At 40.7% G+C, this 23,927-nt stretch carries 17 protein-coding genes; all 17 read left to right on the top strand.

All coding sequences use genetic code 11. The features are described 5' to 3' along the window. Positions 1-40 precede the first annotated feature (40 nt). The 17 genes from dxr (at position 41) to IEV91_RS10265 (ending at position 23,179) form a co-directional block, all read left to right on the top strand. Positions 41-1,198: a 1-deoxy-D-xylulose-5-phosphate reductoisomerase gene (gene dxr / locus IEV91_RS10345; protein WP_188497358.1), complete on the top strand. Its 1,158-nt coding sequence runs from the start codon at positions 41-43 to the stop codon at positions 1,196-1,198. A 302-nt stretch (positions 1,199-1,500) separates the two neighbouring features. Further along, positions 1,501-2,748, top strand: a complete 1,248-nt coding sequence (gene rseP, locus IEV91_RS10340; RefSeq protein ID WP_188497357.1) for an RIP metalloprotease RseP — start codon at positions 1,501-1,503, stop codon at positions 2,746-2,748. 97 nt (positions 2,749-2,845) lie between these two features. After that, a complete protein-coding gene (locus IEV91_RS10335) occupies positions 2,846-4,486 on the top strand; it encodes a proline--tRNA ligase (RefSeq protein ID WP_188497356.1) in 1,641 nt (546 codons plus the stop codon). 54 nt (positions 4,487-4,540) lie between these two features. Then, complete coding sequence (locus IEV91_RS10330) at positions 4,541-8,842, top strand: PolC-type DNA polymerase III (protein ID WP_188497355.1); 4,302 nt, start codon at positions 4,541-4,543, stop codon at positions 8,840-8,842. A 339-nt stretch (positions 8,843-9,181) separates the two neighbouring features. Next, positions 9,182-9,652, top strand: coding sequence for a ribosome maturation factor RimP (gene rimP / locus IEV91_RS10325; RefSeq protein ID WP_188497354.1), 471 nt, complete (start codon positions 9,182-9,184; stop codon positions 9,650-9,652). An 86-nt stretch (positions 9,653-9,738) separates the two neighbouring features. Continuing rightward, positions 9,739-10,980, top strand: a complete 1,242-nt coding sequence (nusA, locus tag IEV91_RS10320) for a transcription termination factor NusA (RefSeq protein ID WP_188497353.1) — start codon at positions 9,739-9,741, stop codon at positions 10,978-10,980. A 17-nt stretch (positions 10,981-10,997) separates the two neighbouring features. Next, positions 10,998-11,270: an RNase P modulator RnpM gene (gene rnpM, locus IEV91_RS10315; RefSeq protein WP_188497352.1), complete on the top strand. Its 273-nt coding sequence runs from the start codon at positions 10,998-11,000 to the stop codon at positions 11,268-11,270. Beyond that, positions 11,267-11,590, top strand: coding sequence for a YlxQ family RNA-binding protein (locus IEV91_RS10310; RefSeq protein ID WP_188497351.1), 324 nt, complete (start codon positions 11,267-11,269; stop codon positions 11,588-11,590). Before rnpM ends, IEV91_RS10310 begins: the two co-directional genes overlap by 4 nt. A 4-nt stretch (positions 11,591-11,594) precedes the next feature. After that, on the top strand, positions 11,595-13,916 hold the full coding sequence (infB, locus tag IEV91_RS10305) for a translation initiation factor IF-2 (RefSeq protein WP_188497350.1): 2,322 nt from the start codon (positions 11,595-11,597) through the stop codon (positions 13,914-13,916). Continuing rightward, positions 13,913-14,194: a DUF503 domain-containing protein gene (locus IEV91_RS10300; protein ID WP_188497349.1), complete on the top strand. Its 282-nt coding sequence runs from the start codon at positions 13,913-13,915 to the stop codon at positions 14,192-14,194. Before infB ends, IEV91_RS10300 begins: the two co-directional genes overlap by 4 nt. A gap of 91 nt (positions 14,195-14,285) precedes the next feature. Continuing rightward, positions 14,286-14,645 carry a 30S ribosome-binding factor RbfA gene (gene rbfA, locus IEV91_RS10295; protein ID WP_188497348.1) on the top strand — a complete coding sequence of 120 codons (360 nt, stop codon included), beginning with the start codon at positions 14,286-14,288 and terminating at the stop codon, positions 14,643-14,645. A 147-nt stretch (positions 14,646-14,792) separates the two neighbouring features. Further along, complete coding sequence (truB, locus tag IEV91_RS10290; protein WP_188497347.1) at positions 14,793-15,692, top strand: tRNA pseudouridine(55) synthase TruB; 900 nt, start codon at positions 14,793-14,795, stop codon at positions 15,690-15,692. A 22-nt stretch (positions 15,693-15,714) separates the two neighbouring features. Further along, positions 15,715-16,662, top strand: coding sequence for a riboflavin biosynthesis protein RibF (ribF, locus tag IEV91_RS10285; RefSeq protein WP_188497346.1), 948 nt, complete (start codon positions 15,715-15,717; stop codon positions 16,660-16,662). A 243-nt stretch (positions 16,663-16,905) separates the two neighbouring features. Continuing rightward, positions 16,906-17,175 carry a 30S ribosomal protein S15 gene (gene rpsO / locus IEV91_RS10280; RefSeq protein ID WP_188497345.1) on the top strand — a complete coding sequence of 90 codons (270 nt, stop codon included), beginning with the start codon at positions 16,906-16,908 and terminating at the stop codon, positions 17,173-17,175. Positions 17,176-17,539: 364 nt separating this feature from the next. Beyond that, entirely contained in the window at positions 17,540-19,666 is a 2,127-nt protein-coding gene (gene pnp / locus IEV91_RS10275) for a polyribonucleotide nucleotidyltransferase (protein ID WP_188497344.1), read from the top strand. A 1,189-nt stretch (positions 19,667-20,855) separates the two neighbouring features. After that, complete coding sequence (locus IEV91_RS10270; protein ID WP_188497343.1) at positions 20,856-21,824, top strand: polysaccharide deacetylase family protein; 969 nt, start codon at positions 20,856-20,858, stop codon at positions 21,822-21,824. A 119-nt stretch (positions 21,825-21,943) separates the two neighbouring features. Next, positions 21,944-23,179 (top strand): M16 family metallopeptidase, encoded by a 1,236-nt coding sequence (locus tag IEV91_RS10265; protein ID WP_188497342.1) that lies wholly within the window; start codon positions 21,944-21,946, stop codon positions 23,177-23,179. Positions 23,180-23,927: the final 748 nt, after the last annotated feature.

The following is a 23,927-nucleotide window of genomic DNA, read 5'->3' as shown; positions in this document are numbered from 1 at the left end:
AAGAGTACGGCTGGAAATACATTAAAAGTGAGGTTTATTCATGAAAAAAATTAGTCTTCTTGGAGCAACTGGTTCTGTTGGGTTGCAAACAGTCGATGTGATTCAACATCATCCTGAAGCTTTTCGACTAGTGGCCATGGCTTTTGGCGAAAATGTAGACAAGGGTTTGGAAATTATTAAATTGCTAAAGCCCAAACTGGTTTCCGTCAAAAATGATCAAGTGGCTAAGCAACTTCAAAGGCATTTATCGGGGAATGTGAAAGTGGTATCTGGGCTCGAAGGCTTGATAGAAGTAGCAGCTTATCATGAAGCAGATATTGTTTTGAATGCCGTCCTTGGTTCGATTGGCTTAGAGCCAACACTTGCCGCAATTGAAGCAGGTAAGACGATTGCCCTATCAAATAAAGAAACATTAGTGACAGCAGGGCATCTTGTGATGGAGGCAGCAGAGAAAAATCATGTGAAGATCTTACCTGTTGATAGTGAACATTCGGCGATTTTTCAAGCTTTAAATGGTGAAAAACTTGCGGATGTCCGCCGTCTGATCCTGACAGCGTCAGGAGGGAGTTTTAGAGATAAAAGCCGCTCAGAATTGCAAAATGTTACGATTGAAGATGCCTTGAATCATCCGAACTGGTCCATGGGGGCTAAACTAACGGTTGATTCGGCTACAATGATGAATAAAGGTTTAGAAGTCATTGAAGCCCATTGGCTCTTTGGCCTTTCTTATGATGATATTGATGTTTTAATTCATAAGGAGAGCATTGTCCACTCTTTAGTTGAATATAATGACAGTAGCGTGATAGCGCAATTAGGTGATCCGGATATGAGGGTTCCTATTCAATACGCGCTCACCTTTCCTGACCGGCTTGAACTCCATGGTGCAAAAAGGTTAAACTTATGGGAAGTAGGTCAGCTTCACTTTAGTCAAGTAGACTTTCAAAGGTTTATTTGTCTGAAACTTGCTTATGATGCGGGTCGAACAGGTGGAACCATGACAACTGTACTTAATGCGGCAAACGAGGAGGCTGTTTCAGCTTTTCTTAAGGGTAAGATTGCTTTTCTCGATATTGAGACCATTGTGACAAAGGCCATGGAAGCTCATCAACCTATACACCATCCATCATTAGATGACATTAGGGGAGTTGACAAAGACATTCGGCATTGGGTTAGGTCCGAAGGCTTAAAGATAAAATAAAATATAAGTGACTGTTTTTGTTTTGACCTAATGATTGATCTATAAAGTACATAGGAAACATATATCAATTTAAAAGCATTTTTGGAAGTCAACGCTACCTAACGTCCTGCTTTTTTAAATTGAAGCGTTTTTTATCGACCCTTGTTTTTTGCTTTTACTCTTCTTCATTTGGAGGGAGCGTTATCCACCCCCGATCAAGAGGGATTGAAGTATAGACAACCATGAGGAACCTTTAAGGGTTCATCCTCTAGAACAGACTCGCCAGTTATTCTTTTGGCAAGACCGAAAAAGGTGGTTTTTATATGGAAACGTTTATAGCTGTTGTCATTATTTTTGGGCTTCTTATCTCTTTTCATGAATTCGGACATTTACTGCTAGCTAAGCGAGCCGGCATCCTTTGTCGTGAATTTGCGATTGGTTTTGGTCCAAAACTTTTTTCAATTAAAAAGAAAGAAACAGTCTATACCTTACGGCTTCTGCCCATCGGTGGTTTTGTTAGAATGGCCGGTGAAGATCCAGAAGTGATTGAGCTTAAACCAGGCCATCGCATTGGTTTGCTTTTTAATCCCCAACAGATGGTTTCTAAAATCATCATCAATCAATTGAATAAATATCCAAATGCCAAAGTGATTACGGTCGATAGTGCTGATTTAGAAAGAGATCTTTATATCCAAGGTTACGAAGAAGAATATGGTGAACGATTGACTTTTTCGGTTGATCGGAAAGCCGAATATGTCACAGATGGTCAGGAATTTCAGATTGCCCCATTGGATCGGCAATTTGGTTCAAAATCTGTATTTGATAGAATTTTAACGATTTTCGCTGGGCCGTTTAACAATTTTTTACTCGCATTGATTGTTTTTATCATCATGTTTCTCCTTCAAGGTGTCCCTTCCGATAAACCGGTGTTGGGAAAACTTACAGCAGATGATCCAGCAACTAAAGCAGGATTACATCAAGGAGATCGTGTTTTAACCATTAACGGCAATGCCATTGAATCTTTTTCAGAGATTGCTTCTTACATTAATAAACGCCCAAATAAAGATTTAACGATTAAAGTTGAACGTGATAATAATATTAAGACATTTCACGTGACAACAGCGAAAAATGAACAAGGGCAAGGAATCATTGGTGTCCAACAACCTTTTGAAAAAAGTGTTGGAAAATCAATTAAGATGAGTTTTACTCAATCTTATTCAATGATTAAATTAGAATTGCAAGCTCTTAAGCAGCTGGTGACAGGTGCCATAGGGATTGATCAACTTTCTGGGCCCGTCGGTATTTATACCATCACCGGACAAGTGGTAAATTACGGCATCTTTATGATTATGCAATGGACAGCAATGCTGAGTATCAACTTAGGCATTGTTAACCTACTTCCGCTTCCAGCTTTAGATGGTGGTCGTTTATTGTTCTTATTTGCGGAGGCCTTAAGGGGCAAACCTGTTGATCCCAAAAAGGAAACACTTGTCCACTTTATTGGGTTTGCGCTTTTGATGTTATTAATGATCGTTGTCACTTGGAATGATATTCAAAAAATATTTATGTAGAAAATGATCTAAGACAACAATGCTTTAAATTAAGGGGACTTGTTAGTCCTCTATATTTGATGATTGAGTATACGTGCGAAAGGGGCATCTTTAAATTATGAGACAAAGTCAGATGCTAATTCCAACAATGAGAGAAAATCCGGCTGATGCAGAATGTACCAGCCATCGATTATTATTAAAAGCAGGTTATATTCGCCAAAATGCAGCGGGTATTTATTCTTACCTTCCTTTAGGTTACCGTGTCCTCAGAAAAATTGAGGCCATTGTACGGGAAGAGATGGAACGAGCAGGCTGTGTAGAATTACTCATGCCCGCGATTCAACCGGCGGAACTTTGGCATGAAACGGGTAGATGGAACATTTATGGACCAGAATTAATGCGTTTAAAGGATCGACACGGACGTGATTTTGCGCTTGGGGCCACACATGAAGAAATTATTACAAGTTTAGTGAGGGACGAGTTGACAAGTTACAAGAAATTGCCGCTCACTTTATATCAAATTCAGACCAAATATCGTGATGAACGTCGCCCACGGTTCGGGTTATTAAGAGGCCGTGAATTTATTATGAAGGATGCTTACTCCTTTCATGCTGATGAGGAAAGTCTCGATGAGCGCTATCATATGATGTATGATGCTTATCAAAAGGTTTTCAGTCGCTGTGGTCTTGATTTCCGGGCGGTTATCGCTGATTCGGGAGCCATAGGGGGAAAAGACACTCATGAATTTATGGCACTTGCTGCTGTAGGTGAGGATACCATTGCTTATTCAGATGAGTCTCAGTATGCTGCGAATATTGAAATGGCTGCTGTCTTGCATGTGGATCAGAAACGTGATGAAACTCCGTTACCTTTGGATGAAGGACAAGCAAGCACAAATGATTCCGACGCCATCCATATTAGCTTTTTCCGTGATGGTGAAGCCAACGTCGTGGCTGTTTTATATCGCGCGATAGATGAAGTTAATGACATTAAAGTCAAAAATGCTTTGGATGTTACCCTTTTAGAATCCATTTCTGATGAGGAGACCGTTGACTTTGATGTTTTTGATCAAACATCGTCCATCCAGATCCTGGCAGATAATGGCGTGAAAAACGTTGTGAATGGCGTATTGAAAATGAATGGAAAGCTTCTCCATTTTAATATCAATCCTGATCGTGATTTAACTCATATGACATTTGCTGATCTTCGCATGATTAAAGAAGGAGACCCTTCACCTGATGGAAAGGGCACTATCCGTTTTGCGCGTGGTATTGAAATTGGACAAGTCTTTAAATTAGGGACCCGTTATAGTGAAGATATGAAAGCCACTTTTCTTGATCAGAATGGCAAGAGCAAGCCGCTTATGATGGGTTGTTATGGCATTGGTGTTTCAAGGACATTGTCGGCGGTCGTCGAACAACATTTTGATGACCAAGGAATTTGCTGGCCGCTTTCTGTTGCGCCATATGCTTTGCATATTGTACCAGTCAATATGAAAAACGAAGACCAAAAACAACTCGCAGAGCAACTCTATGAAACACTTGGTCATCAGTATGAAGTTTTACTTGATGATCGCAATGAAAGGGTTGGTGTAAAGTTTGCTGATTCAGACTTGATTGGGTGCCCTATTCGAATAACGGTAGGTAAAAAAGCTTCTGAAAATTTTGTGGAAGTTAAATTAAGACATTCAGGGGAGTCTGAGGAAATGGCTATCGATCAACTCCAAGATTATATTGAAAAGCAATTAAAAAAGGCTTAAAATAGTATTTCTGAAGGAAAGAAATGAAATGAAAGAGAAAGGCAGGGGAGAGCCGTGGTTGAAGGAAAAACGAAGCAGGATCGCTTTACCATATTACTTCGACAAATCGAAACACCAGATGATATCATCGAAAAGCATTTTCGAAACGGATCGATTGAACGGTTGACAGTTCATCAAGGTGAGCAAAAATGGCATTTTAAATTTACCCTCGAACGTCCGCTCCCTGTCCATATCTATCAATGGTTTGACAGAAGGCTGCAAGAGGCTTTTAGACACATCACTCAAGATGTGTCCTTTTCATTGATATATCATGAACAGTCTCTGACCGAAGAGCTTTTAGTGTCCTATTGGCCCCACGTTGTTGAAAAGGCTGCAGATGTTTCACCAGCCTTTGTTCCGTTATTAAAATCACGGACGCCAAAGTTAGAGGATGACCGGCTATATATTGATACAAGTAGTGAAACAGAAGCAGGAGCACTTTCTAAGAAACTGACACAAGTGCTCATTCAACATTATGAAAGTCTTGGCTTTAAAGGTGTTAGTATTGCCTTTCGAGTAAGAGCTTCCTCAGAGGCCATCGAAGCATTTAAAAAACAGCGAGAAGAAGAAATAAAGTCAAAGGCCATAGAAGCTGTCCAGGAGCGGAATAAAAAGGAAAATGCTGCAGCAAATCCAGTGGCACCTTCTGGGCCATTGCGTTATGGATATGAGATCAAAGACGACCCCATCCCTTTGAAAGACATTATAGAAGAGGAACGTCGGATTACGACACAAGGCTATGTTTTTGATGTTGAATTTCGTGAGCTACGAAGTGGGCGCACGCTCGCTTTGTTTAAGATTACAGACTATACGGATTCCATTCTTGTCAAAGTCTTTTTACGAGATAAAGAAGATAATGAAAAACTCGCTGGCTTAAAGAAAGGGATGTGGGTGAAGGTTCGAGGGGGCGTTCAAAACGATACCTTTGTGCGGGACTTAGTTCTTCTTGGCAAGGACATCGCTGAGGTTAGTGCATATGTTAAAGAGGATCATGCCCCTGAAGGAAAAAAGCGAATCGAACTTCATGCCCATACGTCAATGAGTCAAATGGACGCATTGACCCCTGCTGGAGCTTTAGTGGAAAGAGCGAAACGCTATGGTCATGAGGCGATTGCCATCACTGATCACGCCGTAGCTCAAGCCTACCCAGAGGCCCATTCGGCAGGAAAAAAACATGGAGTCAAGGTCTTATACGGGGTTGAAGCCAATTTGGTGGATGACGGTGTACCTATTGCATTCAATGAGCAGCCTGTTGCGTTAGAAGATGCTACTTACATTGTTTTTGACGTGGAAACAACGGGATTATCCGCCATTTATCATAAGATTATCGAACTTGCTGCGGTAAAAGTAAAAAATGGTGAAATCATTGATCGCTTTGAAGCCTTTGCGAATCCTCATGAAACATTAGGTCAAACGACAATTGAGCTTACCGGCATTACCGATGATATGGTCAAAAACGCTCCGGAAATTGATGTTGTCCTTAAGCAATTTCATGAATTCACAGGGGATGGTATTCTCGTCGCGCATAATGCTCAATTTGATATGGGATTTTTAAATACGGGTTATGAAAGAATGGGATTACCGAAAGCGGCAAATCCTGTTATAGATACCCTTGAACTTGGACGCTTTTTATATCCAAAGATGAAAAACCACCGATTAAATACATTATGTAAAGCTTTTAACATCGAACTCACTCAACATCACCGGGCGATTTATGATGCAGAAGCCACAGGTTACCTTCTTTGGAAAATGATTAAGGACGCTATTGAGAGAGACATTACGCAGCATGATCAGTTAAATAATAATATGGGACAAGGTAATTTTGAACGTGTCAGACCGAGTCATTGTACGATATTAGCAAGAACTCAAGAGGGTTTAAAGAACTTATACAAAATCATTTCTCAAGCCCATGTGAATTATTTTTATCGTGTGCCTCGAGTGCCACGCTCGCTCATTTCTAAATATAGGGAAGGGCTACTTGTTGGTTCTGGTTGTAGTCAAGGAGAAGTGTTTGAGGCGATGATGCAAAAATCAGCTGAGGAAGCTGAAAAAGCAGCCATGTTTTATGATTACCTTGAGGTTCAACCACCAGCCATACAACAACACTTGATTGAAAAAGAACTTGTCAATGATGAATTAGCCTTACGACAAATTATCACAAATATTGTTCAGCTAGGTAAAAAAATGAATAAGCCGGTTGTTGCTACAGGGAATGTCCATTATCTCGATGAACATGAGCATCTCTATCGGCAAATTCTTATTGCCTCACAGGCAGGAAATCCGTTAAATAGACAAACTCAGCCACCGGTTCATTTCCGGACAACAGATGAAATGTTAAAGGATTTCAGTTTCTTGGGAGAAGACTTGGCTCAAGAGGTTGTTGTTGATAACACTCACATTGTGGCGAATATGATCGATGAGATTTCTCCTGTAAAAGATGAGCTTTACACGCCTAAAATTGAGGGGGCTGAGGAAGAAGTTCGTGAGATGAGCTATAAGGAAGCCCGCCGTCGTTATGGTGAAAACCTTCCAGAGATTGTGGAACAGCGGCTCGAGAAAGAGCTTAATAGTATCATTGGTCATGGCTTTGCCGTTATTTATCTTATCTCTCATAAGTTGGTTGTTAAATCGTTGTCTGATGGCTACCTTGTGGGTTCGCGGGGGTCTGTTGGTTCATCGTTCGTTGCGACGATGATGTCGATTACTGAGGTCAATCCTTTACCTCCACATTATTATTGTCCAAACTGCTATCATTCTGAGTTTTATACAGATGGTAGTGTTGCGTGTGGCTTTGACTTATCCGATAAAAAATGTCCAGAATGTGGACAGGACTATGTTAAAGATGGACACGATATACCATTTGAAACTTTTCTAGGATTTAAAGGGGATAAAGTTCCTGATATCGATTTGAATTTCTCTGGAGCTTATCAGCCCAAAGCGCATAATTATACAAAAGAACTTTTCGGTGAGGATTATGTTTATCGTGCGGGAACGATCGGCACTGTCGCAGACAAGACCGCTTATGGCTTTGTTAAAGGCTACGAAGGGGATCATAATCTCCATTTTCGCAGTGCAGAGATCGATCGGTTGGCCTCAGGATGTACAGGCGTTAAAAGAACTACAGGGCAGCACCCTGGGGGCATTATCGTTGTTCCAGATTATATGGATATTTATGATTTTACACCGATTCAATTTCCAGCCGATGATAAAGACTCTGAGTGGAGAACGACACATTTTGATTTTCATTCTATTCATGATAATGTCCTCAAACTCGATATTCTTGGGCACGATGATCCAACCGTAATCCGGATGTTAGAGGATTTAAGTGGTATTGATCCTAAGACTATACCGACTGATGATCCAGAGGTCATGAAGATCTTTAGTTCTCCTGAGAGTCTAGGGGTGACAGAGGAACAGATTAATTGTAAAACCGGAACATTGGGGATACCGGAGTTTGGGACCCGCTTTGTTAGGCAAATGTTAGAAGCAACGAGGCCAACTACATTCGCCGAATTGGTACAACTGTCAGGTCTATCCCACGGAACTGATGTCTGGTTAAATAATGCTGATGAATTAATTAACCAAGGTATCTGCGAACTAAAGGATGTCATTGGCTGTCGTGACGATATCATGGTGTATTTAATGCATAAAGGGTTAGATCCTTCTTTAGCCTTTAAAATTATGGAATTTGTCCGTAAAGGAAAAGGGTTAACCGAAGAATGGATTGAAGAAATGAAGAAGCATGATGTTCCCGATTGGTACGTTGAATCGTGTCAAAAGATTAAATACATGTTTCCAAAAGCCCATGCTACTGCCTATGTCCTAATGGCTGTGCGCATTGCATATTTCAAAGTCCATCATCCCCTTCTTTACTATGCAACCTATTTTTCTGTAAGAGCGGATGATTTTGATCTTGATATTATGCGTCGTGGTTCTTCAGCCATCCGAACAAAGATTGAAGAGATTAATGGAAAAGGTTTAGATGCTTCACCGAAGGAAAAAAGTTTACTGACTGTACTTGAAATTGCTCTTGAAATGTGTGAACGGGGTTTTTCATTCCAATCCATTGATTTGTACCGTTCAAGTGCGACGGATTTTATCGTTGACGGCAATAGCCTGATTCCTCCCTTCAATGCGCTTCAAGGTCTTGGAACAAATGCCGCCATTAACCTGGCAAAGGCACGGGATGATGGGGAATTCTTATCTAAAGAGGATCTTCAACGTCGAGCAAAGCTTTCAAAAACCATCGTAGAATATTTAGACCAGCATGGGTGTCTCGAAGGCTTGCCAGAGGCTAACCAATTATCATTGTTCTAATTTGTAAAGAAAGTTTTTAGAAGGTGCTTTTGTTACTCATGATCCTATAGTAATAGGGAAATAGCTCACTGTTGCTTTAACGGTTACGCGTGTTATATGGGTTTAAAGGTATGGACAAGGGATCTAATAGTTGCCACGCATAGGATGGGTATGATATATTAAGATTGGAAATACTAGAGAATAGGTCGGCGAAAAGAGTGGGAGCTTCCCACTCTTTCGTTTTCAAAAAAGCTTCTTTTTAGAAGTTCAACTTGGGTTGATGCTTTTACATAATGCTTATTTCTTAAAATGTTTGGAAAAACTCATCTTAGTAAAACTGCATGAGAAAGGAGGATGATTATGGCCGGAAAGATCGTTGAGACAGCGAAAGAAATCATTGAACCGATTTTACAAGAACTAGACCTGGAGCTCTTTGACCTTAAGTATGTAAAAGAGGGAAAGACATGGTTTCTAAGAGTTTTTATTGATTCTCCCAGTGGGATTGACTTAGATACTTGTACTAGGGTAAGCGAGCGCTTAAGTGAGGCTCTGGATGAAAAGGATTTTATTGATGATGCTTACTATTTGGAAGTTTCTTCACCTGGCGCAGAGCGGCCGCTTCGAGGACTTGAAGATTTTAAAAAGGCCATTGGCAAGGACGTCCGAATTACAACTTATGAAGCAATAGACGGTCATAAAGAATTTGAGGGTCACTTGCTTGATGTGACGGATGACTTTGTTACGGTGGCAATGAAGGAAAAAACAAAGAGATATGAGGTTCAAGTTCCGATAGAAAAAATCGCCAACGCAACTTTAGCGATTATTTTTTAGAGGGGTTAATAAAAAGGATCTTAACAAAAGGATTAATGAATTTGGGTCATTCATTATCCAAAGTTTTCTAAAGGGGAGATAAAAAAATGACAAGTGACCTTTTGGATGCGCTTACCGCTCTGGAAAAGGATAAGGGTGTCAGTAAAGATATTATTATTGAGGCATTAGAGGCTGCGCTTATATCCGCCTATAAGAGGAATTTTAATCAAGCACAGAACGTAAGGGTAGATATTAACGAACAAGTCGGCCTGATTAAAGTCTTTGCTCAAAAAGATGTTGTTGAAGAAGTTGAAGATCCAAGATTACAGATTTCACTTGATGAAGCTAAAGAGATCAACCCTCAGTATGAAATAGGCGATGTCATTGAGTTAGAAGTGACACCTCGTAATTTTGGACGCATTGCGGCACAAACAGCCAAACAAGTTGTTACTCAACGAGTACGTGAGGCCGAGCGTGGTGTCATCTATTCTGAATACATTGATCGTGAAGATGATATTATGACAGGGATCGTTCAGCGTCAAGATCCACGTTATATTTACGTTGATCTAGGTCGCTTAGAGGCTTTGTTACCTGCAGCGGAACAAATGCCGACAGAATCTTATCGTCCGCACGATCGTATTAAGGTTTATATTACCAAAGTGGAAAACACAACAAAAGGACCTTCAGTTCTTGTTTCGCGGACGCATCCAGGTTTGCTCAAACGGCTCTTTGAATTAGAGGTTCCTGAGATTTATGATGGAACCGTTGAAATTAAGTCGATTGCCAGAGAAGCAGGCGACCGTTCGAAAATTGCCGTTCATGCAGAGGATCCTGAGGTTGATCCTGTAGGTTCTTGCGTTGGTCAACGCGGCGCACGTGTGCAAGCCATTGTTGATGAACTAAAAGGTGAAAAAATCGATATTGTTCGTTGGTCAGAAGATCCTGTTGAATATGTTGCCAATGCCTTAAGCCCTTCAAAAGTTGTTGAAGTCATTGTTAACGAGGATGAAAAAGCAACGACCGTCGTGGTCCCGGATTACCAACTTTCCTTAGCGATTGGGAAACGAGGACAAAATGCGCGTCTTGCTGCCAAATTAACGGGCTGGAAGATTGATATTAAAAGTGAATCAGAAGCAGAAGAGCTTGGGATATTAACAGATCAACAACAAGAGGACTTTGTGGAGTCTGAGACTGATGAAGCGGCAACACCTGAGATAAATGAAGAGCCAACGTATTTTGATGAAACAGATCACATCGAAGACCCTGAACTTATAGACAATGATGAAAACACTTCTGACGACGAGGGGTACGAAACAGAGAACACCTCGGATTCTGTGGATAAAGAGTAAGAGGTAGGTGATTTCGCGTGAAACAGCGTAAGACTCCTATGAGAAAATGTGTCGTATGTCAGGAAAATGAAGATAAAAGAAACCTATTTAGGGTGGTAAGATCTCCAGAAGGGGAAGTCTTTTTGGATCTCAGTGGCAAGAAAAATGGTCGAGGGGCTTATATTTCTAAGTCTACTGCTTGCATCGAAAACGCGCGGAGTAAAAAACTGTTAAATAAACATTTAAAGGCCGACGTTCCAGATGACGTATATGATGAAATGAGCAAGCTCGTTCAAGGAGAAGGCAAGTGAAGACATCTAATGAGCGTTGGTTTTCATTTTTAGGCTTGGCCTATCGTGCAAGGAAAGTAATATCAGGAGAGGAAACCGTAATTCAGGCGGTTCGTCAAAATAAAGCTAAAGTAGTGATTTTGTCAGACGACGCTTCTAACCGAACAAAAAAAACAATTAGCGATAAATGTCGGTCTTATCAGGTTCCTATATTGTTTGTTGCTGATCGCCAGGTTTTGGGCCATGCGATTGGCAAGGCTGAACGTGTTGTCGTCGCTGTTACCGATAAAGGTTTTGGTGACCAATTGATCGCTATGTTGGATCAATCACTTCGGGGGTGAATGTATGAGTAAAAAACGTGTTTATGAATTTGCGAAAGAAAAAAATGTACCAAGTAAAAAAGTCATTGAAATGCTTGAACGGTTAGGACAACCAGTATCAAGTCATATGGCTGTGATTGGAGAAAATGAAATCAAACAATTAGAACAACAATTAGGGGCTGAAAAGCCAAATACAAATCAAAAAGCGACGCCTAAACAAAATAGGCCATCAAACCCTGCATCGAAAGGGAACCAAAACGGTGGGTCGAAAGAGGGACAAAGGTCTCACTCCCATCAATCATCAAACAGTTCGAATCATACCCAAAGACAAGGTGCGAGTCCGAATAATAGAGGCAATCGTCCGAGCGCAAACTCTAATGAAAAGGTGTCACCTGAAAGAAGCAGAAGACCTCAAGCGAATAATACAAATAACAATGGGGATGCGAACGCCAAAAATAAATCGAGAAATAACGATCCTCGCAACCGTAACAATAAGAGGTCAGACAATGGCCACTTTGGAAACCGTTCAGGCAAAAGAAATAATCGTCGTAATAGACAAGACAACAGAGGACCAAAACCAAAACAACAAACACCACTTCCAGAAAAAATTACGATTCCCGATTCCTTGGCTGTAAGTGAATTAGCTGAGAAGTTAGGAAGAGAATCCACAGAAATCATTAAAAAGCTCATGGCCTTAGGCGTTATGGCTACTAAGAATCAACAGTTAGATAAGGATACCATTGAGCTTATTGCTGATGATTACGGAGTTAAGATTGAAGAAGAGGTCTTCATTGATGAAACAGCATTTGAAGATGAAGGCTTGGATATCGATGAAGAGACAGCGGTTGGTCGTCCTCCAGTTGTTACGATCATGGGTCATGTTGACCACGGTAAGACCACATTACTCGATTCTATTCGTCATACTAAAGTGACAGATGCTGAAGCGGGTGGGATAACACAGCATATCGGTGCTTATCAAATTACCCATGAGGGCAAGAAAATTACATTCCTAGATACGCCGGGTCACGCCGCTTTTACAACAATGAGAGCACGTGGAGCTAAAATAACCGATATTACTGTTCTTGTGGTTGCTGCTGATGACGGTGTGATGCCACAAACCATTGAGGCTATTAACCATGCGAAAGCAGCCGAGGTTCCAATTATTGTAGCAGTGAACAAGATGGATAAAGAAGGCGCCAATCCTGATCGTGTGATGCAGGAATTAACTGAGCACGGTCTTATTCCTGAAGATTGGGGCGGAGATACCATCTTCGTTAAGTTATCTGCACTTCAGGGTGAAGGTATTGATGACCTCCTTGAAATGATTACGCTTGTTGCAGAAGTTGAAGATTATAAAGCGAACCCAGATAAAGCGGCACGCGGATCCGTCATTGAGGCTGAACTCGATAAAGGCCGTGGACCGGTTGCTACCTTATTAGTACAAAACGGGACGCTGAATATTGGAGACGCCATTGTTGTAGGGAATACTTATGGCCGTGTGAGAGCGATGGTCAATGAACTAGGACGTCGCGTGAAGCAGGCAGGACCATCGACGCCTGTGGAAATTACCGGCTTAAATGACGTGCCTAATGCTGGAGACATGTTTATTGTCTATGAAGATGAGAAAAAAGCTCGTCAAATTGGTGAGGCTCGTGCTGAGAAGAATCGCGTAGCTGAACGGAAAGAAACATCCAAAGTGAGTCTTGATGATCTTTTCGAAAAGATTAAAGAAGGCGACATGAAAGAAATTAATGTGATCGTTAAGGCTGATGTCCAAGGTTCAGCAGAAGCGGTCTCAGGCTCTTTGCAAAAGATTGATGTTGAAGGTGTTCGTGTCAATATTATTCATACCGGTGTAGGGGCCATTACGGAATCAGATATTATTTTGGCTTCAGCCTCAAACGCGATTATTATTGGTTTTAATGTTCGTCCGGATGGTAATGCTAAAAGAACGGCAGAGGTTGAAAAAGTGGATATCCGTTTGTACCGTGTGATCTATAATGCGATTGAAGAAATGGAAGCCGCTATGAAAGGGATGCTTGATCCAGAATATGAAGAAAAAGTCATCGGTCAAGTAGAAGTTAGAACAACCTTTAAAGTTTCAAAAGTAGGCACCATTGCAGGTTGCTATGTCACTGATGGAAAGGTATCACGAGAAGCAGGTATTCGTTTAATCCGTGATGGTATTGTCATATACGAGGGGAAAGTCGATACCCTTAAACGTTTTAAAGACGATGCAAAAGAAGTCAGTGCAGGTTACGAGTGTGGGATCACCCTTGAGAATTTTAACGACATTAAAGAGGGAGATACCATGGAAGCCTGGATTATGGAAGAGGTTTCTCGTTGATCATTGGCTCCCTTCGCTGTGAGTGCTTGTTATACAATGCACAATCATTAAAGGATAAGCGTTCAGTCATCAAGAGTATCTTAGGACGGACGATCAGCCGGTTGAATGTGGCCTGCAGTGAAGTGGGGTATCAGGATACATGGCAACGTACAGAACTGGCTTTTGTGGCAGTTTCAACGTCTAAGAAAGTTGTTGAACAAGAATTTGCCAAGGTCTTAAGACTCATTGATCAAAATACAGAAATTGAAATTACAAATACAACCTTTGAATGGCTATAAGAGGATATCCATGAGGCTGAGTTCAAAAACAGAGTGCTGTTTTTGGCACCATCGTGAAGATGATGCTCAGCCTTTTTGATCACTCACTATAATGGAGGTGTGTCCATTGGCGAATTTACGTGTGAATCGTATAGCCGAGCAGATGAAGAAAGAACTCAGCGATATTATATCTAATCGAATCAAAGATCCTAGAGTTGGTTTTGTGACTGTGACAGGTGTTGATGTGACAGGAGATCTTCAACAAGCTACGGCTTATATTACGGTCCTTAGTACTGATTCACAATCGGAAACCTTAGAGGGTCTTAATAAAGCCAAAGGATTTATCCGTTCGGAAATAGGTAAACGCATAAGATTGCGAAAAACGCCAGAAATTAGTTTTGAAATTGATGAATCGATTGAATATGGCAATCGCATTAATCGCCTGTTACATGATATTCATCATGATGAGTGAAACCAAAGGGTAGACTTTTGTCTATCCTTTCTTTTGCTCTGAGAAAAAATTAAAGAGCTCGTACATAACCTAAAAAATATTAACGCTTGCCATGAAGTAGCCAAGCGGGAGCCTATCCGTTTTCTAAGAAAGGTGTCGTTCAAGACCATGCTATCAGGAGTATTGCCACTATATAAACCTAAAGGAATGACTTCACACGACTGTATTTATCGTTTGCGAAAACTATTGAAAATGAAAAAAATCGGTCATACAGGAACTTTAGATCCTGATGTTGACGGTGTCCTTCCGATTTGCCTTGGTCAAGCGACCAAAATTGCGCAATATATTACTGCCGATAGTAAAACGTATCGCGGAATCATTTCCTTAGGGAAAACCACAACCACTGAAGACGCCAGTGGAGAATCTATAGAAGAAAAACCTGTAACCGATTCTTGGTCACGTTCAGAGCTTGAAAGGGTTTTTAAAAGTTTTGAAGGTGCTATAACACAGGTTCCTCCGATGTATTCTGCTGTAAAAGTGAAGGGGAAAAAATTGTATGAATACGCACGAGAGGGAATAATCGTAGAACGCCCAATAAGAATGATTACTATCCATCGTTTGAGTGTTGATAGTGAGGAAAAGCGGTTTTCCACAATGATTCCTTTTGTTGTCGATTGCAGTAAGGGCACATACGTCCGAACGCTTGCTGTGGATATTGGACACAAATTGGGCTATCCAGCTCATTTATCACAATTAACACGTCTTCGTTCAGGTGCTTTTCAGCTTGAAGAGTGTGTGACCTTCTCTGATATTGAAGTGGCAATTGAAAATGGTAATGTTGACCAATTTATTAAGCCAATAAATGTAGCCCTTAGTGGGATGCCCAAATGGATTGTTGATGATGAAACGGCAAGCCGAATTCAAAACGGCTCAGTGCTAGTAAAACCGGATGACTTTAAAAACGAACCCCATACAGTTTATAATAGACAAGGTGAGTGTATCGCTATTTATAAAGTACATCCCCAAAAACCACAATATATCAAACCAGAAAAAGTATTTTCGAATTGAAACACAAGAAGGTGGCGCGTCTATGGAAACTATCCATTTAACTCAACCACCCGAGGGGCCGATAGATAACGCAGGTGAAAAAGTTTTAGCACTTGGATATTTTGATGGTATCCATCTCGGGCATCAAAAAGTCATAAAGACAGCAATTGATATTGCAAGGGAAAAGGGACAAAAAGCAGCCGTTATGACTTTTCACCCTCATCCTTCAGTCGTCTTAAAAAAAATGAGTAAGCGAGAGGATTATTTAACGCCTCCAGCAGAAAAAGCGGCTCTACTTAAAGAAATGGGTGTCGACATTCTTTATTTTGTTCGTTTTGATCAGGCTTTTAGTCGTCTCTCGCCACAGGATTTTATTGATCAGTATGTGATTCGTTTAAATGTTAAGCATGTCGTTGCAGGTTTTGATTTTAGCTATGGTCGAATGGCGAAGGGAACGATGGAGACCCTCTCAGATCATTCACGCAATATGTTTGGGGTCACAACTATACCCAAATTTACCATTCGTGATAAAAAAGTAAGTACTACCCATATTCGTGAACTGATTTTGGACGGAAAGGTCCATGAAGCTATTGCTTTTCTTGGACGGCCCTATCAAATGAGTGGGATGGTCGTTCACGGTGACAAAAGAGGGGGAGCCACCCTTGGTTTTCCGACCGCAAATGTAAAAACACATGAACCTTATGTTTGTCCTTCACAAGGGATTTATGCCGTGCGTATGGAAGTTGAGCATAAATGGTATGAGGGAATGGGGTATATTGGTGAGCGCCCTACTTTTTATGAAGGGGCTAAACCAGTAGTTATTGAGATCAATCTCTTTGATTTTGATCAGACGATTTATGGTGAAACTGTCAAAGTAGAATGGCACGCGAAAATGAGAGATGATATTGCTTTTACCAATGTTGATGATTTGATTACACAAATGAGCAAGGATAAACAAGACATCATACAATTCTTTCATGAGAACCATTGATATCAGTCGTAAAATAGATTCAATCGAAAACCGAGGGAGTGCCCTTATTGAACGATCCTTGATTCGTTATTTTTAAAGGCAGGAAGATGTTGGAGCCTCTCTATTCATTGAAGTTTTTATATTAAACTTGAATTTTAAGTCGAAACGTTGTATGCTAGTTGTTGACCCATGAACCACAGCGTGGCTGATCGAGTCACCAACGACGGCTAGGCTGTCGGGGATTATAGTAAGGAGGTGAAAAGGATGGCATTAGCAAAAGAACGCAAGAATCAACTTGTAGAAGAGTTCAGAACGCATGAAGGTGACACTGGTTCACCAGAAGTGCAAGTTGCTATCCTAACGGAACAGATCAACACTTTAAATGATCATCTACGTACTCATAAGAAAGACCACGCGTCTCGCAGAGGTCTTTTAATGATGGTTGGTAAACGTAAGCATCTATTAACGTATTTGCGTAACAAAGATGTGACACGTTACCGTGATTTGATCCAAAGATTAGGTTTACGTCGATAGTATAGTGATTAAAAGCGGGAGTCTTCCCGCTTTTTCCGCTATTTTGGCTTATAATTGGCATTTAAACTCAGTTTTTATTATTAATTTACATACTGATGGTTATCTTAGTGAATAGGATTAAACACATCATAGATCTGTAAAGTTGTATTAACCAGAAGGAAATGACTAACCGTAGCCCCGATGTTTAACGATGATCTCACTTATGCCGAGTGCTTACTCAAATGGTGTTTGTGGGTCAAAGGGTCAAAGTTAAGAGCACGTTCGGTTAAGGGCAATTTTGAACGGATCTGTGTCCCACGAATTCCTGTTTTTAAATGACCTTGTTTACGTAAAAAAGATTGGACGGAAGGGGTAATATAAACATATGGTTGAAGGATCGAAACAAAGTTTTACGATGGATTGGGCAGGAAGACCGCTCACTTTAGAAATAGGACAATTAGCTAAGCAGGCAAACGGTGCAGTGATGGTACGCTATGGTGATACAGCAGTACTATCAACGGTTACAGCTTCAAAAGAAGCTAAGGATTTACCGTTTTTTCCTCTTACAGTGAACTATGAAGAACGATTATACGCTGTTGGTAAAATCCCTGGTGGTTTTATCAAAAGAGAAGGTCGTCCTAGTGAAAAAGCTATTCTCGCGAGTCGTCTCATAGACCGTCCAATAAGACCCTTATTCGAAGACGGTTTCCGTAATGAAGTACAAGTTGTCAGCATGGTTATGAGTGTTGACCAAGATTGCTCATCAGAAATGGCGGCAATGTTTGGCTCCTCATTAGCCCTTTGTATTTCTGATATTCCTTTTGAAGGACCGATTGCGGGTGTGGTGGTAGGAAGAGTCAATGGTGAATTTGTGATTAACCCAACTGTTAAACAGGCGGAAGAAAGCGATGTTCATCTTACCGTTGCCGGAACCAAGGAAGCCATTAACATGGTTGAAGCAGGTGCGGACGAAGTCCCTGAAGAAGTCATGCTTGATGCGATATTATTTGGTCATGAATATATCAAAAAACTCGTGGCTTTCCAAGAAGAAATTGTAGCTCAAGTGGGCAAAGAAAAAATGACTGTTGAACTCTTCAAGGCGGATGAATCCCTAGAAAAACAAATTCGCGAGGAAGCGACAGAAGGCTTGAAGAAGGCGATTCTAACGAAAGATAAGCAAGAGCGTGAGCAAGCCATTGATAGCGTGAAGTCAGAAGTTTTGGCTCGTTACGAAGAAGACGAAGCCTATGCTGATAAGCTGGCCCATATAGAAGATGTTTTACACAAGATTGTGAAAGAGGAAGTTCGTCGGACCATCGTCGTTGATAATATTCGCCCAGATGGCCGTAAAATTAATGAGATACGTCCTCTATCTTCAGCTATTAATTTATTGCCACGGACGCACGGCTCAGCCTTATTTACACGTGGACAAACTCAAGCTCTTAGTATCTGTACATTAGGTGCTTTAGGTGATGTGCAAATTTTAGACGGTCTTGATATGGAAGAGTCTAAACGCTTTATGCATCATTACAACTTCCCGCCATTTAGTGTTGGTGAGGCGCGCCCAATGAGAGCACCAGGTCGCCGGGAAATTGGTCACGGTGCATTAGGTGAGCGTGCACTTGAACCTGTTATCCCTAATGAAAAGGATTTTCCTTATACCATTCGTTTAGTATCCGAAGTCCTAGAATCTAATGGCTCCACTTCCCAAGCGAGTATTTGTGCCAGTACAATGGCGATGATGGATGCGGGTGTGCCAATTAAAGCACCTGTTGCTGGGATTGCTATGGGGTTAGTCAAGCATGAAGATGATGTTGTGGTCCTTACAGATATTCAAGGAATGGAAGACGCGTTAGGTGATATGGACTTTAAAGTTGCCGGGACTGAAAAAGGTGTTACAGCACTACAAATGGACATTAAAATATCCGGTATTAATCGTGAAGTTCTTGAAACAGCTCTAACACAAGCACGTGAAGGTCGTATGACGATCTTAAATCATATGATGAATACCATTAATCAACCGAGAGAAGAACTCTCACAATATGCACCAAAAATCTTAACCATGTCAATTCACCCTGATAGAATTCGTGATGTGATTGGACCAAGTGGTAAAGTCATTAATAAAATCATTGATGATACGGGTGTGAAAATTGATATAGAACAAGATGGAACGATCTTTATCGCTTCAACGGATCAAGCCATGAATGCGAAAGCGAAGAAGATAATTGAAGACATTGTTCGTGAAGTCAAAGTTGGCGACATGTTTGTTGGAAAAGTAAAACGCATTGAGAAATTTGGCGCCTTTGTTGAATTGTTTAATTCCAAAGATGGTCTTGTTCATATTTCAGAACTTGATAATAAAAGGGTTGCAAAAGTCGAAGATGTACTTGCTTTAGGTGATGAAGTGCTTGTAAAAGTCATCGATATTGATAAGCAAGGAAGAATTAAGTTGTCTAGAAAACAAGCGATGACAACTGAAACTGAGTCAGAGAAGGAAAAACAGAAACAATAAAAAGAGTGAGGTCTTAAAATGACCACACTCTTTTTTTGGGCTCTATTATATATTTTCGGGTTTAACACATTTTAAAAAATACTTTGTAAACCTACTCTAATAGAATCTATTATTAAATCTGAGATTTATTAGAAAATGTCAACTTAATAAATCATGGATTTTCGGAGCTGAAGGAAATGGAGACGTAACTCACCACACATAAGCACCGCTAAGGGAATAAACTACGCTTTCCGCGGGAGGCTGGTGAGCCTCTGCTCCCGCAGGACTAAGGAAGGCTGCTAGGAGAATCATCCTCGCAGAAAAATCGTGGTGTTTGCGATTTTTTGAGTCTACGTGTATTTCCTCCGCTAATTTGATGGAAAACAATAAGCCAACCGCTTGTTATTTGTTTATTAAAAATTAAAAGATCGCTAGGCACGCGCACAAGAGGTGCTGTACTAACAAAAGAAAGGCCACACTTACAAAAGCTAGCCACTACTCACAAATGACGCACGAATCAAGGCTGAAACTAACAAAACAGTGTGGGCACGCACATAAGATGCAGTTAACTAACAAAAAAATCAACAGCAATCAAGTGGATTGGAGCGTAAGGCGCGAGGTTCGGAACACTTAAACATTGTGTGTTCCTCAGCGCCGCTGACTCACGGATGCCGATACTCGAGTCCTATGGGAACGGGGCCAGCGTTACTTCTCGAATAAACTTCGAGTCGTTCCGAGAAAGCTGACGACGAATCAATACTCTTAGACGCAGGAACAGGGGATTTTTATTTATAAAGACTTGGGAAACCAATTAATTCATTCCCTAGTTAGCTGAGGCCGTGCCCATGGAAAGCGAGCGACCTGAAGCTCAAATCCACATCATAAGCCAGTAGTAATCACCTATTATGTTAGCTCTTAGCTTAAGCGTTACGTCGCATTCTATATCAATTGCAAATGAAGCGAATTGAAAATGCACGAAAACGGTTTTCTTTCTGCGGATAAATTGCTAGGATCCTCAGCATCATATTTTCGTTTGAAATCCCTATTATTGGTTTCGCTTTCTTACCCAAAATTGAATTAGAATCTTTTAGCTGTATCTATTTTTTATGCTCCATCCCTATCCTCAAATCTCTTGTTCTATCCTATGAACCCTCATGCATAACTTAGTGGTACAAGATGACTTGTATACTATGTATGAAAGGGGCCAAACATGGTGTGGATAAAGATATTGCAGTGGGCTGTTTTCTTGATCCTCTTGGTCTTTACATTCACTGCGTTTCCATCGTATAAAGCCTTTTACCAATCACAATTCTTACCTACCGTCTATGAAACAAAGCCTGTAGATACAAATCCTGATTCACTTTATCTTAAAATAAAGCACTATGCGGATGAGCACAATGTTCAACCTATTGATGCCAAAATAGATAAAGTGTGGAAAGCAATCCCTGGTTATAATGGCTTAACGATAAATGTTAAGGCCTCTTACGAAAAACAAAAAAAAGCAAAAGCCTTCCGCCCTGATCGATTGATATATGAGGAAGTGTCACCATCTATCCATTTATCAGACTTACAGCCCGCGCCAATTTTCCGCGGGAATCCAAAAAAACCAATGGTAGCCCTTGCATTTGATGTAGCTGATGGGGAAGAGGATATTCCAAAAATATTAAATATCTTAAGTCAAGCTAATGTCTCAGCCACCTTTTATTTAGATGGCGATTGGGTGAAAAAACACGCAGAATTAGCGCTTATGATCAGTGATGAGGGCCATGAAATTGGAAACTATTCTCTTACACAAGAAGACCTCAGTACACAATCCAAAGAAGAGATGGTGACAAAAATAAATAAAACCAATGATATTATTGAAGCGACATTAGATGTTACACCAAAATGGTTTACCCCTCCAATGGGGAAATATAATCAACAAATGTTGAATGTCGCTTATTCATTAAATTTAATGACCACGCTCTGGACCATTGATGCAGGTGACGGGAACAGTGGCCAGCCCACGAGTATGGTCAGGCGCGTAGCGAACGAGGTTGAATCGGGTTCTATTATCCGGTTCTCTCCAACAGAATCAACGGTTAAAGCCTTGGAAATGATAATTGGGAGCATTAAAAAGAAAGGTTTTCAGTTAGGGACATTAAGTGAACTTACGAATGAAAATAGAATCGATAATTGACATCCCTTTAATAGAATGTGCTTAAATTGTGACAAGCCGCCGAACGTGTTATAGTATTCATTAAGGCTAATTTTTCGTAGGTGAAATATGATCGCATAGGCGTTTTAGGAGGATGCAGCATGATTACTAAACACAGATGTTCAAACGGTGTACGCATAGTTTTGGAAAACATACCATCTGTAAGATCTGTCACAATAGGATTATGGATTGGAACGGGCTCACGTGATGAAACAGAAGAGAATAATGGTATTTCCCACTTTATCGAACACATGCTTTTTAAAGGGACCCAAGATCGAAATGCGCGGGACATTGCAGAGGCTTTTGATCGTGTTGGAGGTCAGGTTAATGCTTTTACTTCCAAAGAATATACGTGTCTTTATGCGAGAGTGCTGGATGAACACGCGGAGTACGCATTAGAGATTCTCTCGGATATGCTATTTAATTCTACTTTTGATGATGAAGAACTGGCGAAGGAAAAACAAGTTGTTTACGAAGAAATAAAGATGTATGAGGATACTCCTGATGATCGTGTTCACGATTTATTAAGTCAAGTGACCTATAAACAACATCCGCTTGGCTATCCTATCCTTGGGACTGAAGAGACGCTCAAAAGCTTCGATAAGATGTATCTCAAACAACATATGAAAGAGCATTATCTTCCTGAAAATATTGTGGTTTCAATAGCTGGGAATGTAACCGAACAAATCATAGGGAAGATAGAAGGGATTTTTTCTACATACCAAGCTGAAGGCTCAGACATACAAGGTGAGAAGGCTGTCTTTCACCCGGGGAAAATTGCCAAACAAAAGGATACTGAGCAGGCTCATTTATGTGTAGGATTTAACGGCTATCCATTAGGAAATGAAAACATGTTTCCGATGAGTATATTGAATAATATTCTTGGGGGGAGTATGAGTAGTCGCCTGTTTCAAGAGGTTCGAGAAGAAAGAGGTCTTGCTTATTCAATCTTTTCGTATCATTCCGCTCATAGGGATAGTGGCCTTTTAACCATATATGGTGGAACGGGTGCAGAGCAAATGGATGAACTCTTTAGCACGATATTTAAAACCCTTGATGACATTAAAAAGAAAGGGTTCACACAAAAAGAATTAGATAATAGCAAGGAACAAATCAAAGGAAACTTAATGTTGAGTCTAGAAAGTACTTCAAGTCGAATGAATCGCAATGCCAAAAATGAATTGTTGCTGCAAAAGCATCGCTCTTTAGATGACATGACGAAGATGATTGAGGCAGTAACACTTGATGATATTCAAACTGTAATAGAACATCTTTTTGCAGAAGATTATTCCTGCTCGGTGATTAGTCCAAACGGAGCATTACCAAAATTAAACTAAGACGATGATAAGAGTCAGGCTTCTTCTTTTACTAAGCTGTATAAGTAAAGGAGGGGGTTTGGCTCATTTTAAAATATAAAAAATTTGGGCTTTTATACAGGTTGTGGCCTAATCATTTACAACCATTTATTGACAGCATGGAAGTGGATTGTGGCGTAAAGCGCGAGGTTCGGAACCTTAAACATTGTGTGTTCCGCAGCGCCGCTGATTCACGGATGCCTACACTAGAGTCCTATGGGAACGGGGCCAGCGTTTCTTCTCGACAATACTTCGAGTAGTTCCGAGAAAGCTGACGACGAGGCAATACTCGTAGACGCAGGAACAGGGGATTTTTATTTATAAAGACTTGGGAAACACAAATATAACAACCAAGGAACTTCGGTTGAAAACGTCACGTTGTGTGACAACACCGAAGCTAGCACATTAATACCCCCCAAAAAGTAAAGAACACTTTTCGGGGACCCCGATGGTGCATCGAACGCCGACTCTACCCACATCGTGTAGGCATGAGGAAAGCGAGCGACCTGCAGTGGAAATCCCCACTATTAACCCCTCATAACTCTTCTCAAGTTACGTCGCAATTTATATCAATCATGTATCAAATCACACTCTGTATGCTTTTTGAGTCTCGTCATCTTTATTTGAAATTTTATTATTGGTTCGACTCTTTAGTTCCCCCAATATTTAAGTTTGAGCCAAAAAATGGAGAAGGCGTAATGGGTATCTTCTCCGCTTTTTATAATTTTTC

The organism is Pullulanibacillus pueri (assembly GCF_014639255.1).
Lineage (GTDB): Bacteria > Bacillota > Bacilli > Bacillales > Sporolactobacillaceae > Pullulanibacillus > Pullulanibacillus pueri.
Note: the sequence above shows the minus strand (reverse complement) of the source record. Positions and strands in the feature narration are given on the sequence as shown.

Excerpts from the sequence above, each read along its gene's own strand:
- rbfA (WP_188497348.1), top strand. The coding sequence starts at position 14,286 with ATGGAGGTGTGTCCATTGGCGAATTTACGTGTGAATCGTATAGCCGAG.
- ribF (WP_188497346.1), top strand. The coding sequence starts at position 15,715 with ATGGAAACTATCCATTTAACTCAACCACCCGAGGGGCCGATAGATAAC.
- nusA (WP_188497353.1), top strand. The coding sequence starts at position 9,739 with ATGACAAGTGACCTTTTGGATGCGCTTACCGCTCTGGAAAAGGATAAG.
- dxr (WP_188497358.1), top strand. The coding sequence starts at position 41 with ATGAAAAAAATTAGTCTTCTTGGAGCAACTGGTTCTGTTGGGTTGCAA.
- rseP (WP_188497357.1), top strand. The coding sequence starts at position 1,501 with ATGGAAACGTTTATAGCTGTTGTCATTATTTTTGGGCTTCTTATCTCT.
- IEV91_RS10270 (WP_188497343.1), top strand. The coding sequence starts at position 20,856 with ATGGTGTGGATAAAGATATTGCAGTGGGCTGTTTTCTTGATCCTCTTG.
- rpsO (WP_188497345.1), top strand. The coding sequence starts at position 16,906 with ATGGCATTAGCAAAAGAACGCAAGAATCAACTTGTAGAAGAGTTCAGA.
- rimP (WP_188497354.1), top strand. The coding sequence starts at position 9,182 with ATGGCCGGAAAGATCGTTGAGACAGCGAAAGAAATCATTGAACCGATT.
- IEV91_RS10335 (WP_188497356.1), top strand. The coding sequence starts at position 2,846 with ATGAGACAAAGTCAGATGCTAATTCCAACAATGAGAGAAAATCCGGCT.
- IEV91_RS10265 (WP_188497342.1), top strand. The coding sequence starts at position 21,944 with ATGATTACTAAACACAGATGTTCAAACGGTGTACGCATAGTTTTGGAA.
- infB (WP_188497350.1), top strand. The coding sequence starts at position 11,595 with ATGAGTAAAAAACGTGTTTATGAATTTGCGAAAGAAAAAAATGTACCA.
- truB (WP_188497347.1), top strand. The coding sequence starts at position 14,793 with ATGCTATCAGGAGTATTGCCACTATATAAACCTAAAGGAATGACTTCA.
- pnp (WP_188497344.1), top strand. The coding sequence starts at position 17,540 with ATGGTTGAAGGATCGAAACAAAGTTTTACGATGGATTGGGCAGGAAGA.